At 43.1% G+C, this 16,919-nt stretch carries 13 protein-coding genes; 12 read left to right on the forward strand and 1 reads right to left on the reverse strand.

Annotation, left to right across the window (positions count from 1 at the left end):
• From LRM45_RS02590 to LRM45_RS02600, 3 genes are all read left to right on the forward strand, one after another.
• A partial coding sequence (locus LRM45_RS02590) for a calcium-binding protein (protein WP_243826627.1) occupies positions 1 to 394 on the forward strand: 394 nt, incomplete at its 5' end.
• A gap of 64 nt (positions 395 to 458) precedes the next feature.
• Positions 459 to 2,600, forward strand: a complete 2,142-nt coding sequence (locus tag LRM45_RS02595; protein WP_243826628.1) for a type I secretion system permease/ATPase — start codon at positions 459 to 461, stop codon at positions 2,598 to 2,600.
• Complete coding sequence (locus tag LRM45_RS02600) at positions 2,593 to 3,948, forward strand: HlyD family type I secretion periplasmic adaptor subunit (RefSeq protein WP_243826629.1); 1,356 nt, start codon at positions 2,593 to 2,595, stop codon at positions 3,946 to 3,948. Before LRM45_RS02595 ends, LRM45_RS02600 begins: the two co-directional genes overlap by 8 nt.
• On the opposite strand, the gene LRM45_RS02605 is transcribed toward LRM45_RS02600, so the two are convergent.
• Positions 3,945 to 5,297, reverse strand: a complete 1,353-nt coding sequence (locus LRM45_RS02605) for a hypothetical protein (protein ID WP_243826630.1) — start codon at positions 5,295 to 5,297, stop codon at positions 3,945 to 3,947. The two genes, LRM45_RS02600 and LRM45_RS02605, sit on opposite strands and share 4 nt — an antisense overlap.
• 135 nt (positions 5,298 to 5,432) lie before the next feature.
• Here LRM45_RS02605 and pyk point away from each other — a divergent pair, with 135 nt between their 5' ends.
• The 9 genes from pyk (at position 5,433) to metG (ending at position 16,918) form a co-directional block, all read left to right on the forward strand.
• Positions 5,433 to 6,854: a pyruvate kinase gene (gene pyk / locus LRM45_RS02610; protein WP_243826631.1), complete on the forward strand. Its 1,422-nt coding sequence runs from the start codon at positions 5,433 to 5,435 to the stop codon at positions 6,852 to 6,854.
• Between the two features lie 11 nt (positions 6,855 to 6,865).
• Positions 6,866 to 8,104: a phosphoglycerate kinase gene (locus LRM45_RS02615; protein WP_243826632.1), complete on the forward strand. Its 1,239-nt coding sequence runs from the start codon at positions 6,866 to 6,868 to the stop codon at positions 8,102 to 8,104.
• 24 nt (positions 8,105 to 8,128) lie between these two features.
• Positions 8,129 to 8,887: a triose-phosphate isomerase gene (gene tpiA / locus LRM45_RS02620; RefSeq protein WP_129637313.1), complete on the forward strand. Its 759-nt coding sequence runs from the start codon at positions 8,129 to 8,131 to the stop codon at positions 8,885 to 8,887.
• A gap of 14 nt (positions 8,888 to 8,901) precedes the next feature.
• Entirely contained in the window at positions 8,902 to 10,140 is a 1,239-nt protein-coding gene (locus tag LRM45_RS02625) for a hypothetical protein (RefSeq protein ID WP_243826633.1), read from the forward strand.
• Positions 10,141 to 10,144: 4 nt separating this feature from the next.
• Complete coding sequence (locus tag LRM45_RS02630) at positions 10,145 to 12,247, forward strand: ATP-dependent helicase (RefSeq protein ID WP_243826634.1); 2,103 nt, start codon at positions 10,145 to 10,147, stop codon at positions 12,245 to 12,247.
• Positions 12,248 to 12,282: 35 nt separating this feature from the next.
• The gene (locus LRM45_RS02635) at positions 12,283 to 13,473 is read left to right on the forward strand and encodes a resuscitation-promoting factor (RefSeq protein WP_243826635.1); all 1,191 of its coding nucleotides are present in this window, start codon (positions 12,283 to 12,285) and stop codon (positions 13,471 to 13,473) included.
• 97 nt (positions 13,474 to 13,570) lie between these two features.
• Positions 13,571 to 14,590, forward strand: a complete 1,020-nt coding sequence (locus tag LRM45_RS02640; protein WP_243826636.1) for a resuscitation-promoting factor — start codon at positions 13,571 to 13,573, stop codon at positions 14,588 to 14,590.
• Positions 14,590 to 15,378 carry a 16S rRNA (adenine(1518)-N(6)/adenine(1519)-N(6))-dimethyltransferase RsmA gene (rsmA, locus tag LRM45_RS02645; RefSeq protein WP_243826637.1) on the forward strand — a complete coding sequence of 263 codons (789 nt, stop codon included), beginning with the start codon at positions 14,590 to 14,592 and terminating at the stop codon, positions 15,376 to 15,378. Before LRM45_RS02640 ends, rsmA begins: the two co-directional genes overlap by 1 nt.
• Before the next feature lie 28 nt (positions 15,379 to 15,406).
• A complete protein-coding gene (gene metG / locus LRM45_RS02650; protein WP_243826638.1) occupies positions 15,407 to 16,918 on the forward strand; it encodes a methionine--tRNA ligase in 1,512 nt (503 codons plus the stop codon).
• The last annotated feature ends 1 nt before the right edge of the window (position 16,919 follow it).

The raw sequence follows: 16,919 nt of genomic DNA on the forward strand, positions 1-16,919 counted from the left end.
TCGCGGCGGCTACGGTGATGATACCTACATCTTCAACAGGGGAGATGGGGTAGACAGGATTTATGACATGAACGGCCTTGCTGATGAAGTTCGGTTGAAGCATAAGTTACAGGATGTTATTTTTGAGCGGCGCAGTGACGATTTAGTGGTATATATGCCGGGATCTCTGGATTCAGTGGTAATTGACTCATGGTATCGAGGAGATAATTATAAGATTGAAACGTTTACATCTGAAGATGGTAAATTTATCACACATACACAGATCAAGAGTTTGATCCAAGCAATGTCTACTTTCCAGAAGGATACGGGAATGACCTGGCAGCAGGCATTGTCTAGCCAGCCGTCTCAAGTAGAATCTATAGTTACGCAATACTGGACAGCTCCAACCGCTTAAGCTTTGGTCTTTGTAAAATTTCTGCTACACTTTTGATAAAATCTGGTGGGCTTGGATTGCGTATATGTCGGAGAAGTCACAAAAATCAAACTCAATAGACCCAGGCTTGTACTGCTTTATTACGATTGCGCAATTTCATGGTATTGCAGCTGATCCTGAGCAGCTGAAGCACGCCCTGGCATTGGAGGAGGGTATTATGAATGAGGTTGATATGCTTCGTGCCGCCCGAACTCTGAAGTTAAAGGCTAAGATATCTACGGTGAAATATAAGCAGCTGGAAAAATTACCAATGCCAGTGATTGTTGGTATGAAGAAAGATAAGTTTGCTGTTTTGGCGCGTATTGACAACGGTAAACTACTTATACTTATGCCTGACGGTTCGCCGCCTCAAATTGTCGAAAGAGCGGCGTTTGAGAAAGAATGGACTGGTCGAGTATTGTTATTCGCGCAACGGTTTTGGAAGGATGTCGAGCGTAAGTTTGATATCAAATGGTTTATTCCGACTATCATAAAATACAGGAGGCCATTATTAGAAGTACTGCTGGCGGCGTTTATTTTACAGATTATAGGGTTACTTGCACCGATTCTCACGCAAGTTGTGATTGATAAGGCGTTAGCACACCATAGCGTATCGACACTAGACGTGATTGTATTTGGGCTGATTGTTGTTGCGTTATTTGAGATGATGCTTGGCATTGCGCGAAGTTATATTTTTACTCACACCACGAGTCGAATTGATGTGATTTTAAGTTCGCGGCTGTTTCGTCATCTATTTGCATTGCCGCTACGATACTTTGAGACTCGGCGCGTTGGCGACACGACTGCTCGGGTCATGGAGCTAGAAAAAGTCCGCTCTTTTCTGACAGGTGCGCCAATGACAACAGTTATTGATCTGTGCTTTATATTTGTATATATCGTCATAATGATATGGTATAGTACGACGTTGACCTGGGTTGTTCTAGCTAGCTTGCCGGTGTTCGTAATACTATCTGCTATTGTGACGCCTCTATTTAGATATCGGTTGGACGAGCGATTTAATACTGGCGCCGAAGCACAATCATATCTGGTGGAGTCAATCAATGGAGCCCAAACCATTAAGTCTTTTGCGCTAGAGCCGGAACTGCAAAAGAAGTGGGAGGGGCGACTTGCTAGCTATGTTCGAGCTGGTTATAAGACATCAATTTTATCAAATAATGCCGGTATAATCGGTCAGTTTATTCAGAAGATTTCTGATATTGCTATTTTATGGTTTGGTGCGCATATGGTAATGTCTGGCAGCTTGACCATCGGTGCTCTTATTGCGTTTCGGATGCTGTCGGGTCGAGTGAGCGGGCCAGTGCTGCGGCTGGTACAATCTTGGCAGGATTTTCAGCAAGCAGGAGTGTCAATTAAGCGATTGGGTGATATTTTTAATAACAAAACTGAACCAACTCTTGATCCAGCTAAATCTCGATTACCAAGCATAAAAGGCGACATTCGTTTTGATAAGGTCTATTTTCGATATACGCTAGATGGGCCAGAGGTGATTCGTAATGTGTCGTTTGGTATTCATCCAGGGACAGTTGTGGGCGTAGTTGGGCGAAGCGGATCTGGAAAGAGTACAATATCAAAACTATTGCAAAGATTGTATATTCCAGAATCAGGAAAAATTCTTATTGATGGAGTTGATATTGCGACAACTGATCCATCTTGGCTGAGGAGGCAAATTGGTGTTGTTTTACAGGAGAATTTTCTGTTTAATGCTAGCGTTCGTGAAAACATTTGTATACACAAGCCTTCGGCGAGCATGGAAGAAATTGTTCGTGTTGCAAAAATTGCGGGAGCACATGATTTTATATTAGAGCTACCAGAAGGTTATGATACGCAAGTTGGTGAACGTGGTGAGGGCTTGTCTGGCGGGCAAAAACAGCGCATAGCAATCGCAAGAGCACTACTCCATGATCCAAAGATATTGATTTTTGATGAGGCAACTTCCGCGCTTGATTATGAATCAGAAAATGTCATTCAGAAAAACTTGAAACAAATTGTTGCCGGACGGACTGTTATTATAATCGCACATCGGCTATCAACATTGAAATCAGTTGATAAAATTATGGCAATTGATAAAGGGCAATTAGTGGAGTACGGAACACCTCGTGTGTTGCTAAAAAAGAATGGCTTGTATGCTTATTTGTATAACCAGCAAATGGGAGGTGAAGATGTCTAAGTTGTCAGCGTATTGGCAATATCGAGATCGGCGCTTGCAATATGAATTTTTGCCAGCCGCTCAAGAGATTATTGAAACACCAACCTCTCCGCTCGGACATATTGTTATTTGGATGACAGTTTTATTATTGATGACTGCTGGAGCTTGGTTGTATTTTGGAAAGTTGGACGTGGTTGTTTCGGGTCAAGGGAAATTAGCATCGGAAAGCGGTACAAAAATTTTACAATCGTCAGTGTCAGGTACAATTGTTGATATAAAAGTGCACGAAGGTCAGCGCATTAAAAAAGGTGATATTGTGGTTGAGCTAGATAAAAAAGTCGCCCAGCAGAATGTTGAATCGGTGGAGAAGACCTTAGCTATTGCTAAAATTGAAAGATCTATCGCAAAAGGAGTCTCGTCTTCAATTATCATGGATGATATCAATAAGTCAGGTTTAACAGAGGAGACGAAGCAAAGTTTGATTGAAAAAATGCATGCGCAAAATGATATATTGGAATCCAGGAAGCTTCTCTCCTCAACAAATTTAACAAATCTTCAGAAGCAACTTTCCCAATTGGATAGTGTAGGCAAGGATCTTAATGATATGTTAACTAAGGATAAAGCTAAAGAACAGCAGATCAATAAACTAATGGAGCATGGAGCGCCATTGCAGCAAATGCAGCTTCGTAGTGATCTTAATTCTGTAAGACAGAAGATTTCTTCTCTTGAATCATCGTTATCTTCACAAAAGCAGCAGATAGCCCAGGTGGAGTCTGCAATAGACAATGCGAAAAATCAAGCCGCAGTGAGCTTAAATGAACTTCGGGTGAGTAATACAGCTACTGCAATCTCTCAGGACAATAAAATTATTGAACTTGAAAATTCTCTGACAAGAGCAAGGGTGGCATTAGAACAGACAACAATTGTGGCGCCAGTTGACGGCACAGTATTGTCTTTAAAGACAAATACCATTGGTGGCGTGGTGTCGGCGGCTCAAATAATTGCCGAGATTACGCCGCTTGAAGAGTCGCTTGTTGTGGAGGCGTCGCTACAAAGTAGGGATATTGGTTTTGTAAATGTTGGCCAACGAGTTGTTGTAAAAGTTGACGCATATTCGTTCCAGCGATATGGTTATTTGAGTGGGGTTGTTCAATCGATTAGCCCAGATGCGATAGTTAACGATAAATTGGGGCTAATATATCGGATTAAGGTTAAGCTTGATAGTCTAAAAACCTCGAAAAATATTGAGCTGAAAATAATTCCAGGCATGAATTCTGTTGTGGAAATAACAACTGGAAATCGACGAGCCATTGAGTTTTTACTTGATCCATTGATCTCGCATGTTGATGGTAGTTTGGAAGTTCGCTAGTTGCCGTAATTATCAAAATATCTTATTATCATTTCGCGTAGTAGTATATAAAGTTTTTCGAGCTGGCCGTCAATACGAACGAATTTAGTTTTTGGATCTTTTTCACCAATCTCTATCTGGGACACAGTGCTAGTGAGAATACTTAAGAGAAATTCAACGTCATAACCTTCGCTATGCACAACTTGTTGTCGAGCTTTCTGTATTACTTTTAGCATTGTCTTATGATTTTCTATTCTTATTCCTAATTTTTCTAGGGCGATATTGAGAGACTGGTTGAAAGTTGGGCGAGTTAAAAGATGATAGACTGTATTGGTTGGCTTATTGTAGAATTTTTTAACATTATCGTTAATATCGCCGCTGAACTGAATTAACTGAATAGCTTTTTCAATACTTTTAATTATTTCGTTTTTTGATTTTCTATGCTGCTTTTTAAGTTCGTTTTCTGCGATTCCTTCTGCAAAACTTTGAAGGGCAAAAATTAGATTTGCAATATTCATATGAAATACATTTGAATTTGTATGAAAACGATAATCGATAATTCGCGTGAAAGCTAGCCCAATTTTACTATAAGATCCAAGAGCTTTTTGGCGGTTTGGGTTGATGAAAAAATGGGTCATTTTTATAAGAGTTAATGGTTTCATGGAGTCTTGCAGACTTATTGAGGGACGATATTTGGTTGGAGATACAGCTTCTAAAAAAGGATTCGCGAGATGCAGTGTTGCGATTCCGTTCAAATCCACTGACTGTATAAAACAATGCGTATTGTCGAAGTGGCTAATCCAATATAATTGAAATGCGAGAAGTATTTTACCGATATCAGTTACCTGGAAAGATCCTTTTGTGTGAGAAAAGGTGTAATTGAGGTAGGGCTGAAGCCGAGATTTGTCTGTACTGATTGTCAATTTATTTGTGCGGAGGATCGAATGAGTTGCTGATATGGTGAGGTTAATATTTTTATAGGTAGCATAACATATTCTAGAAGTGACCGCCCTTTTAGTAATTGTACTGGTAATATTTTTCATGTCGATATTGGTGATTACGGTATCGGGTGTATGTTCTGCGTTAATGAGAATATTTATTGTAGTTGATTTTCGAAGAATTGATTCTATGCCAGCGTTGACTGGCCATTTTAGGTAGGCGCGAACATCATAAGCGGGGGTGTAAACAGAGTTTTCGCTAAGATGTTTGCGGTAAAATGCAAAAGGCGTTACGTATTGTGAGCGAGTTTTTATGACGATAAATAACTTATTGTATGTGCCTGGGGCCGTTGTCGAAAGTTCTGCCTTAAGATGGTAATTGGCGGGGTCAAACTGACCAAATCCTTTAGCAACAATTTGCCTACCTGCCACATCAAAATAATAGGCTTCACCAATTAAAATTTTGTCTTGAGGGTTTTGCAAGCTTATTTCCTGTTAATGATTATTGTCATATTATATTGTATCAAGCGTTTTTCATCACTGTTATTTCGTGATATAATTTTAAAAATGAGTGATAATATATTTAAACGAACAAAAATATTAGCAACAATTGGGCCAGCAACGTTCAGCCAAGAAAAGGTTTACCAATTGTTGGAGGCCGGTGTTAACGGCATCCGTATGAACTTTAGCCACGGCGCTAACGAGGAGCGAATTGAGCAGATCGATTGGGTGCGCACAGCTAGTAAACAGTTGGGCAAGCCTGTCGCAATCCTACAAGATTTGCAAGGTCCGAAGATTCGCCTGGGCGTTCTGAAAGATAACATGCTGAATGTTAAGGTTGGCGATATGTTGGTCTTGGACTCAGAAATTACTGATCATGACGGCAGTTTTAATTTGCCAGTGCAGTACAATTTGGCAGAGAAGATGAAAGTCGGCGAGCCACTTTACATGTTTGACGGCAAGATCAGGACGGTTGTGCGAGAAATTGTTAGCCAGACTGCAATTCGCGTAGAAGTTCAGAACGACGGTTTTTTGATGAGCCGCAAGGGTTTGAATTTGCCAGACACAGATTTTGGTGGCGACATTCTTACTCAGAAAGATATTAACGATTTGGAATGGGGCGCGAACCAAGATTTTGATTATGTTGCATTGAGTTTTATTCAAAAAGCTGATGACATTATTGATTTGCGTCGTCGATTGACAGACCTGGGTTCGACAGCCAATATTATTGCCAAGATTGAGACTAAGTCTGCCGTTGATCCAGAGAATTTGGAGGAAATCGTTAAGGCTAGTGACGGTATTATGGTCGCTCGCGGAGACTTGGCGGTGGAGGCTGGCGCGGAAATTGTCCCAGTTGTACAGCGTCGAATTATTGCCTTGTGTCGTAAATATTGCAAGTTAGTAATCGTTGCCACGCAAATGATGGGCAGTATGGTTGACAATCCAGAGCCAAGTCGCGCTGAAGTAAGCGACGTTGCAAATGCCGTAATCCAAGGCGCTGATGTAGTTATGCTGTCTGACGAAACTGCCAACGGTAAATATCCTGTTGAAACCGTTCGTGCGATGCGCAAGACTATTATCTACACTCAAGAACACAGTGAAGTGATGTTGGTAGAAAAGGCTGAAATGCGTGAAAAAACTGACGCGATTTTAAGCTACACGGCAGCTCAATTGGCAAGGAGAATTAAGGCTCGAGCTATTATTGCGGAAACACACACTGGCGCTACTGCAATTAACGTTGCCGCATATCGTCCGAACCTACCAATTGTTTGTGTAACCGAAGATGTGAAGACTGCGCAAAAATTGGCACTAAGGTACGCTTCTCGTCCATATGTTCGACCAAACGATTCAAATGCAGCAACTAAGTTAGCTGACGAGTTGAAACAAGAAGGTTATTTCGGCGCAGATCCAGTTACGGTTGTGCTTGTTAGCGGTCACAATCCAGAGCCGGGCAAAACTGACAATATCCAAGTCAAGACATTGTCGTAGGGAGAATTTGGGTGGGCAGAAAATTTCCGAAGCAAACAATTCGCGATATTGATCTACGTGGAAAAACTATTCTTCTGCGAGCAGATTATAATGTGCCGCTAACAAAGCGCGGTCAGATTTCTGATGATCTAAGAATTCGCGCTTCGCTGCCCACACTCCGATATTTGTTGGAGCAGAATTGTAAGATTGTTATCATGTCTCATCTGGGGCGACCAAAAGGTAAGGATCTCAAGTTTAGTCTGAAAGTTGTCGCAGATCACCTATCCAAGTTACTGAGCCGTCCGGTAGAATTGCTGGATGATTGCGTGGGCGAAGCTGTTCATCAAGCCGTTCGCCGCGCGCCACGAGGCAGCATTCTTATGCTGGAGAATTTACGCTTTTATGACGAGGAGGAGGCTGATGATTTAACATTTGCCAAGTCAATTCAACGCGCTGTCCGAGCGGATTATTTTGTGCAAGACGGATTTGCGGTCGCGCACAGGGCACACGCCAGCACTCATGCGATTACATTGTGTGTTCCGGGGCTAGCAGGATTACTATTAGAAAAAGAATATGTAACTATCACTGAGGCGATGAATAAGCCAAAACGTCCGTTGGTCGCGGTTGTTGGCGGCGCGAAAGTTAGCGATAAAATATTACTGATTAAGCGTCTAATTAAAAAGGCGGATCGGATTTTAATTGGCGGCGCTATGTCGAACACGTTTTTACATTGCCGTGGATTTAATGTCGGCAAGAGTGTGTTTGAGCCAGGAATGGAAAAGGTTGTCGCGGAAATTTATGATTTGGCGGCGGCTAAGGTTGGCGTAGAGAATGTTGACGATTTTTTGGTATTGCCGATTGATGTGGCAGTTGCGCCAGAGATTTCTAAGGATTTTCCTCGTCAAGAAGTTAATATTGATAAAATAAAGAACTCAGATATGGCGCTGGATATTGGAAGTCAGACGATTGAGAAATTCACGAAAATACTGGCCGGCGCGAAGATGGTTATTTGGAATGGTCCGCTGGGCTATGCTGAGATTGATAATTTTGCAATCGGTTCAGCGCGAGTAGCACTGGCTATTGCCCAGAATAAAGGAGTCGTTTCAATAGTCGGCGGCGGAGATACGGCTGATTTTATATTGAAATGGGACGGACATGACGGCGCCAATTTCACCCATGTTTCCACTGGTGGCGGAGCTAGCATGGCCTTGATGGCTGGTAAAAAATTGCCTGGAATTGAAAGTTTACTAGACGCATACGGTTTGAGGTGATAAACTAAGCATAAGGATTATCTCATGAGAAAAAAGTTAATCATTGGTAACTGGAAAATGAACTTCAATATGCAGGAGGCTAGCTTATATTTGCATAAGCTGATGAATACGCTGCCATCGCATAGAGATGTTGAAGTGGTGCTGGCGCCTACTATTCTGACGCTGCAGAGTTTGAGTTTGCAAATTAATCGTCGAATCGCTAAGTTGGCGGCTCAGAATTGCTATTGGCGAGATTCGGGGGCGTACACGGGAGAAATTCCAGCGGCGCATCTTCGTGGAATTGCTGATTATGTGATAATTGGGCATTCGGAGCGTCGCTATATTTTCATTGAAAGCGAAAAAGACATTCGGCTGAAAGTTCAGGCAGCAATTCGAAATCGTATTCATCCGATTTTGTGTGTTGGTGAAACGATTCAAGAGAAGACTCTTGGTGAAACGAAGGATGTTCTGGCTGATCAATTGACTAGCGGTCTGGCTAATGTGACGGCGGACGAGCTGGATGAAGTAGTTATTGCGTATGAGCCAGTTTGGGCGATCGGTACTGGCGACAGCGCTAAAGCGTCTGATGTAAAAAAAGCTACACAGATGATTCGACGACATATTTCTCATTTGTATGGTAAAAAAGCGGCGGAATCAGTTCGAGTTGTTTATGGTGGAAGTATTACGTCAATAAACGCCGCAGATTATTTAGCAATTGATGAACTTGATGGTTTATTGGTTGGGGCAGCCAGTTTGGATGCATATCAATTTAAGGAGATAATCTCGAAAGCACATAAAGGTTAAAAAATAGGGGGCATATGACAGATATTGATTTTGATGAGTTGGATAGAGCGGTAAGCTCTCTTATGGATAAGCAGCGAGAAAAGGAATCTCCAGCGGCGGCTAATGAAAATAATAGCGAGGTTTCTATGTCTGCGCCTGTAGGGGAAAAGTCTGCACCGGAGAGTTCTATTGATACTAGCCTTGCACCTCCGGTAACTCCATTTACACCTTCGCCTGTTGCTTCTACTTCTTTATCGTCGATCTCTCAGCCTGAAGCAAAAAAAGATCCTTCTAGCGACAATACGACTCCTAAAGAGGTTGATAATCCTACGAACGAGAAAGTTGCTAACGACTCAATAGCTAACAGAGCTCCTGGTGTGGCTGCTAGCGAAGTCAAAGCTGCGCCGTTAGTCGCGAGACGCTCGACTGGTCGTTTCATGGATGTTGTTAGACCTTCATCTGTCAGCGCTATCCAAAAACCCGTTGCTCCCGCTCCATCCCGAACTGGCACGACTATTCAGCCTTCACCTGATTTGGTGGACGTGATTAGCATAAATAATAGGCATTCTGCGGTAGGAAAAGAGATGTCTGATATAGTTGCTCAATCAGATAATCTTAGTGACACCCCCGATCTTAAAGACGTACATAATGAATCTACTTTTACGAAAATTGAAGATACGCCTGCTGAGGAGTTGTCATTGACTGATAAGATAGCTCAATCATTGGCCGTAAGTAATAGCGAAGCTCCTGCTACACCGATGACTACGCCGCTGGAGTCTCCGTTTATTGCTAATGTTGAAGTGGAGAAGCGACCGCTTGGTTCCGTTAACCAAACTATGACTAGTTCTGAGATGAATAGTGATGAAGACACGTCTGTGTCTGCTGATTCTGAGGATATAAAATTGGAACATCAATATAATACCAATTTATCTAATTACGACATGAGCGAAAATTCTTTGGGTGATGCACCCGACTCGCCAATGGATTTGAGTCCAGAAATTATAGCAATTGAGGAGGCTGGCGTTCCTGAAGATTCAGACGATAAAATGTCCACTGACATTGACAGCTCTTTGATTGAGTCTTCTGAATTATCCGAAAAAGAAACTATGGATTCTGAGCCAGCGCCGATGTTTGCCGCCGTATCTACAGAGGTCAAACCTTCAGTCGACAAGGAAAAGAAAAAATCTGGATTATTAATAGCATTGCTTATTGTTCTATTTTTGGCAATTGGTATGGCTGGCGGCGCTGTTTCGTACTTTTTGCTGATAAAATAGATATATGTCTAATTTTACTGACGGATTAAATAGCGAGCAGGCTCGAGCGGTGACGCACGTTGATGGGCCGTTGTTGATTTTGGCTGGAGCCGGATCTGGAAAGACTAAAACTCTGACTCATAGAATCGCTTATTTGATTGGCGAGTTGAAAATATTTCCTAGTCGAATATTGGCGGTTACATTTACTAATAAAGCCGCGAAGGAAATGCGTCAGAGGCTAGCGCAAATATTGGGTGAGGACTCTGAAAATCGGCAATTTATGCCGTGGATGGGAACTTTTCACAGTATTTGCGTGCGAATGTTGCGGATGGATGGTGAAAATATTGGTCTGAATAAGCGATTCTTAATTTACGATACCGATGATCAAATAAGCTTGATGAAGCAAATTATGAAGTCTCGCGGCTTGACGGATAAAGATATTAAACCTCGAGCTGTACTTTCGGTTATTTCGAACGCTAAAAATGAAATGCGAAATGCCGAGGATTTTTCGGCTTCGACTCGCGGTCCAAGAGAACAGAAAATAGCTGAATTGTTTTTTGCTTATGAAAAAGCTCTGAAAGATGCTTCGGCGTTGGATTTTGACGATTTATTGATAAAAACCGTGGAATTATTGAGAAGTAAGCCAGACATCCGTCACAAATGGCAGCAGCAATTCGAGCATATTCTGATTGACGAGTATCAGGACACGAATGCGGTGCAGTATGCGCTAATTAAGCTGTTGGTTAATTCGCGTCGCAATTTATGTGTGGTTGGTGATGACGCTCAGTCGATTTATAGTTTTCGCGGGGCTGATTACACTAATATTCTCAATTTTGAGCGTGATTTTCCGGGCACGACGGTGGTTAAGCTGGAGCAAAATTATCGTTCGACTGGCGCGATTTTGAATATGGCAAATGCGCTGATTAGTCATAATATTCATAGAACTGATAAAAATTTATGGACGGCGAATGGCGACGGTGTTGAGCCGAAATTATGGCAATTATACAATGAGTCCGAGGAGGCCTTGGCGATTGCGAATGAGATTCAGGCGCAAATTGCGAACGGTCGTCAATATGGTGACGTGGCGGTGTTGTACCGAACGAATGCGCAAAGTTACGCAATTGAGCGAGCCTTGCGTCAGAGCTATATTCCGTATAAAATCGTCGGCGGTCTGCGATTTTTGGATCGAGCGGTCGTTAAGGATCTATTGGCATATCTGCGATTGTTATATCAGCCGAGTGATCGAGTTAGTTTTTTGCGAATTGTGAATACGCCAAAACGTGGTGTTGGAGCAGTAAGTATTTCTAAGTTTCTGGACTGGAATGACGTGTCAGGGAAAGATATAATTAGCGGGTTGCTGGCGGTTGAGGAGGCGGATACTTTGACAGCGCGCGCAAAACGTCCGTTGCTAGAGTTTGGTCAAAAATTACACGATTTGCAGCAGGAAATTGACGGATCTCCAGCCGAACTGATTGAAAAAATCATGAAAAGTACTGGCTATGAAGATTTTATAAATGACGGAACGCCGCAAGCTGAGGAGCGAATGGAAAATATCGGCGTGCTTTTATCAGAGGCGAAGGCTTACGTTGACGTGGCGACGTTTTTGGAAGAGATGGCTTTGATGTCTTCGACGGATACAACTGCCGATCAACAAGTAACGCTCATGACGCTTCATGCGGCTAAAGGTTTGGAGTTCCCGGTGGTTTTTCTGGCGGGACTGGAAGAGGGGATTTTGCCGCACGCGAGGGTGTTTGATAGCGGCAACGCTGATGACGTCGAAGAGGAGCGCCGATTGTGCTACGTTGGCGTAACTCGGGCGAGAGAAGAATTATTCGTTAGCTGTGCTAGCTCTCGGACGCAATTTGGTCAGATCGGCTATAATATGCCGTCGAGGTTTTTGGACGAGATGGGCTTGATGGCTGGTGGTGTTGATAGACCGGCTCAGCCGATCGTAGAGCCTGATTTTTATTCGGAAGATATTGGTTTGGAGGTTGGTGATCGAGTTCGTAGTCCAAGTTTTGGCTCGGGTGAAATCATTGACAGCGAAGGCTTGAGCGTTACGGTTCAGTTTGATAATGGAAATATTAAGAAATTGAACGTCGAGTTCGCACGCTTGGAGAAAATTTGATATAATAAGGACACCTACGTTGTGGGTGTGAACTTATGGGTATAAGATTACAGGCAAAACACTATTCTAAGAAAATTACGTTCGTTTCTGGCGCGATATTGGTGCTGGTTGGCGGTTTATTTTTTGTCAATCAAGCATTGGCTGACGCCGATAAGCCAGCGGCTAAGGCTGGCGAAAAGTTGGTGACGATTTACGACAGGGGCGCAGAAAAGACGATTGTTACAAAAGCGAGGACGATTCGCGAGGCTTTGAAATTGGCTAAGTTTTCTATTGATGAACGTCAAGACGTAGTCGAGCCGAGTCTTGATTCGGAGATGGTGGCAGAGAAGTACAACATTAACATTTTCCGCGCTCGTCCAATAACAATCGTCGATGGAAATAAGCGACTAAAGGTAACTACCGCTGAGCAGACGCCAGCTTTGATTGCGAAGGTTGCTGGAATTGAAGTTTTTGAAGAGGACAAAACTACTTTATCCAGTTCCGATAATATGGCGGTTGATGGCGCAAACATGGTGATGAAAATTGACAGAGCCTCGATGGTTAATTTTGTACTTTATGGCAAAGAATCTGTCATTCGCACACACGCTAAGACGGTTGGCGAGCTATTGAAAGAGAAGAACATTGATCCAAAGAAAGATGATACGCTATCTGTGGATCGTTCGGCAAAAATTATTCCTGGAATGAAAATTGAGCTTTGGCGTAATGGTAAGCAAACCATAACCGCAGAAGAAGATGTGAAATTTGAGGTTGAAAAAGTTCAAGACGCGAATCGAGATTCGGGATATCGCGAAGTAAAACAAGCGGGCGAGAACGGTAAGAAAAATGTTACTTATGAAATCGAGATGAAGAACGGCGTGGAGGTGAGTCGTAAGGAAATTGCTAGTGTTGTGACAAAAGAGCCAAAGAAGCAGATTGAGATTGTGGGGACGAAAGTTAGTTTACCTTCTGGATCTCATTCGGATTGGATGTCTGCGGCTGGTATTAGCCCTGATGATTATGGCTATGTGAACTTTATTTTTACAAAAGAGTCGACTTGGCGAACGACGGCTAGGAACGGGCAATATGCTGGGCTTGGTCAGACGAATATAAATAAGCTTTCTCAGGCTTGCCCAAATTGGCAGAGTGATCCAGTTTGTCAAATTAGAGTCTTCAATAGTTATGCTGTAAGTAGATATGGCAGTTGGGCTGGGGCTTACAATGCATGGAACCGCCAAAAATGGTGGTAAACTGACACTGGTGGCGTAAGTTGGCTGCAGTCTATAGATAAAAAGCGCTTAATCTGGTATAATTTATTTGACTAGGTTTACTGGTTATTGTATGGTTATGCGCACAAAAGGTTTATTTTTTGGAAAAATTATTGGATTGGCTGTGTTGGTTGCGATTGCAACTCCGATGATTTCATTTGCTGATGGAAAGGCTTCTGGCGAGCATTTGGTCCGTATTTATGATCGCGGCGAGGAAAAGACGATTATCACAAACGCATTGACCGTTCGGCAGGCTTTGCGTGCGGCTAAGATTACGATTGACGAAAAGATTGACGCGGTTGAACCGAATATTGATATGGAATTGACCGGCGCAAAATATCAGGTCAATATTTTCCGCGCTCGTCCAATAACAATCGTCGATGGAAATAAACGCCTGAAAATAACCACTGCCGAACAAACGCCGGCTTTGATTGCGAAGGCTGCTGGACTGACTTTATATCGCGAAGATAAGACGCATTTTACGAATTCTGACGATCTTTTGGTGAACGGTGTGGGTCTGGTAATGAAGATTGAGCGATCAAAACAGCGAACGATAACTGAAGAAGTTGATATTAATTTTGATATTGAGCAGATTAAGGACGATTCTCAGCCGATTGGGTTTAAGAGTGTTAAGCAGCTTGGGGAAAAAGGTGTGCGGAAGGTGACTTATCAGGTTGAGGTAGAGAATGAGCGCGAAATTAGTCGTAAGGAAGTTGCTAGCGAAATCACAAAGCAGTCAAAGAAGCAGATTGAAATAATTGGTACGAAGCCTAAAAATCCATTGACGAAAAGTAAGGGCGCGCAGATATTTACCGACTCCAAGGGTGTAGCGCATCGCGAGACGTATTATGATTTGCCGATGAATATTGTGATAAAAGCTTGTGGTAGCGGCGGTACTTATACGGTGCGGGCGGATGGTGCGAAGGTTGATAAAGATGGTTATATTTTGGTGGCGGCTAATTATGGTAATTATCCGCGATGTTCGGTAGTGGAGACAAGCATGGGTCCTGGAAAGGTTTATGACACGGGTGGATTTGCAGCCAAACATCCGCACGGATTCGATTTGGCGACCGACTGGACGAATGGAGATGGACGCTAATGGCTTCTTCTCATGGACCAAAAAAATCGCTTGGACAGCATTGGCTGAAAGATCCGGAGATTTTGGCAGATATTGCTGAAGCGGCCGAATTGACGAGCGATGATGTTGTACTGGAAATTGGACCAGGACTAGGTACTTTGACCAGTCGCTTGTTAGCCCGGGCTAATTCGGTGACTGCTGTGGAATTTGACGCAGATTTGGCGCGAAAATTACCAGGGCAATTTCCTGGGAAAAAATTAACTGTCGTAAATCAAGATATATTACAATTTGACCTGAATCAATTGCCAAAAAATTACAAAGTCGTAGCTAATGTCCCGTATTACATTACCAGCAAAATTGTTGAAAAATTGATGACCGCAGAAAATAAGCCGAGTATTGCGGTGTTGTTGGTGCAAAAAGAAGTTGCCGAGCGAATTGCGGCAGAGGCTGGGAATATGAGTATTCTGTCTGTGAGTGTTCAGATTTTTGCTGAGGCGGAGTTGGATATTGAAGTTCCTAGGCAGTTTTTTACGCCACCGCCAAAGGTTGATTCGCAGGTTGTGGTTTTGAAAACCCGCGACAATCCGTTAATTACCCCAGAAGATCAGAGGGATTTTTTCCGCATTGTTAAGGCTGGATTTTCTGCGAAGCGTAAGAAGTTACGTTCCAGCTTGAGCGGTGGGCTGGGGATTGATAAGATTGTGGCGGAAGAATTGCTGAAAAATGCAGGAATTTCACCAGATGCTCGCGCTGAAGATTTGGCGATTGAAGATTGGAAGAGGCTGCTGAAAGAGTGGCGTCTGCGATAATTGCTCTAGTGGTGATATAATATATATCATGACTAAGAAACACGCTTACATCACTACCGCTATTCCTTACGTAAACGGCTTGCCACACGTTGGGCATGCTATGGATTATATGTTGGCAGACGTGTGGGCGCGTTATTCCAGACAGAACGGGCATGAGGTTCGTTTTCAAGCTGGCGTGGATGAGCATGGCAATAAAATTGCTGCCAAAGCCGCCAGTCAAAATCAAACCCCTCAAGAATACGTCAATCAAACGCACGTCAATTTTAAGAAGATGATTTCCGAGCTGAATATTTCAGTGACGGATTTTATTCGAACGACTGATGCGCATCACGTTGCTGCGGTGCAATATATTTGGCAAAAGCTCGTTGAGGCTGGTTACATTTACAAAGGTTCATATGAAGGCTGGTATTGTCAGGGGTGCGAAGCTTTCGTTACGGATAAAGAAGCTGCCGATAATAATGGGGTTTGTCCAGATCACCAGACGCCGTATCAGCGTTTGAGTGAGGAAAATTACTATTTTAAAACCAGCGCTTTTTCGGACAATATTCGTCAGGCTATTGAGTCAAATAAAATGAGAATCGTACCTGAATTCCGTAAAAAAGAGTTTTTGGAATTGATGAAAGACGGTCTGAAAGACGTGTCGGTTTCTCGTCCGCGTAAAAATCTTAGCTGGGGCGTGCCAGTTCCCGGTGATGATAATCAAGTCATGTACGTCTGGTTGGACGCTTTGAGTAATTACATTACGGTTATAGGTTATCCTGATCGTCCAGAAGAGTGGCAGTCTTTTTGGCCGGCTGACGTGCAAGTCATTGGCAAGGACATTCTTCGTTTCCACGCTGGTATTTGGCCAGCAATGCTCATGGCGCTGGATTTGCCGCTTCCGAAGGTTTTGCTTGTCCATGGATTTATTAATTCTGGCGGAATGAAAATGGCAAAGAGCCTCGGAAATGGTGTTGGTCCGACTGACATTATTCCAGATTACGGCGCTGAGGCGTTTCGATATTATTTCTTGCGCCACGTACCAACGCAAGATGACGGCGACTTTACTTGGGAAAAGTTTGAAGCTGCGTATAATGGTGAGCTTGGCAATGATTTGGGCAATTTGGTTCAGCGAGTCGCTAAAATGGTGCAAAGTTATCAAGCAGGCGTTATTGGCGACGCTCCACAATCCGAGCACGATATGGGACCATATCGTCAGGCGATGGAAAGTTATATGTTTGACCAAGCTATGGACGAAATTTGGCTAATTGTTCGTTCTTTGAATCAATATATTGAGCGAGTTCGGCCTTGGCAAGTTGCTAAAAATCGTGATAAAGATCCAGAAGCAGAGTCGCATTTGAGTGAGATCTTGGCGCACGCTTGCGGTACATTGTTGCAAGTGTCCGACATGCTACGCCCATTCATGCCGCAAACTGCCGAGAAAATTCATGATATGTTTGCTAGTGGTGTCGTGCCGTCAGAATTGACGCCTTTGTTCCCGCGCAAATATATTCACACGCCAGATCCACGCGCTCCGAAAACAGAATCTCAGGTTAAATAGT

The organism is Candidatus Nanosynbacter sp. TM7-057, from assembly GCF_022828295.1.
In the GTDB taxonomy this organism is placed as follows: Bacteria; Patescibacteriota; Saccharimonadia; order Saccharimonadales; family Saccharimonadaceae; genus Nanosynbacter.

Excerpts from the sequence above, each read along its gene's own strand:
- pyk (WP_243826631.1), top strand. The coding sequence starts at position 5,433 with ATGAGTGATAATATATTTAAACGAACAAAAATATTAGCAACAATTGGG.
- LRM45_RS02600 (WP_243826629.1), top strand. The coding sequence starts at position 2,593 with ATGTCTAAGTTGTCAGCGTATTGGCAATATCGAGATCGGCGCTTGCAA.
- LRM45_RS02640 (WP_243826636.1), top strand. The coding sequence starts at position 13,571 with ATGCGCACAAAAGGTTTATTTTTTGGAAAAATTATTGGATTGGCTGTG.
- LRM45_RS02625 (WP_243826633.1), top strand. The coding sequence starts at position 8,902 with ATGACAGATATTGATTTTGATGAGTTGGATAGAGCGGTAAGCTCTCTT.
- LRM45_RS02595 (WP_243826628.1), top strand. The coding sequence starts at position 459 with ATGTCGGAGAAGTCACAAAAATCAAACTCAATAGACCCAGGCTTGTAC.
- tpiA (WP_129637313.1), top strand. The coding sequence starts at position 8,129 with ATGAGAAAAAAGTTAATCATTGGTAACTGGAAAATGAACTTCAATATG.
- LRM45_RS02630 (WP_243826634.1), top strand. The coding sequence starts at position 10,145 with ATGTCTAATTTTACTGACGGATTAAATAGCGAGCAGGCTCGAGCGGTG.
- rsmA (WP_243826637.1), top strand. The coding sequence starts at position 14,590 with ATGGCTTCTTCTCATGGACCAAAAAAATCGCTTGGACAGCATTGGCTG.
- metG (WP_243826638.1), top strand. The coding sequence starts at position 15,407 with ATGACTAAGAAACACGCTTACATCACTACCGCTATTCCTTACGTAAAC.
- LRM45_RS02635 (WP_243826635.1), top strand. The coding sequence starts at position 12,283 with ATGGGTATAAGATTACAGGCAAAACACTATTCTAAGAAAATTACGTTC.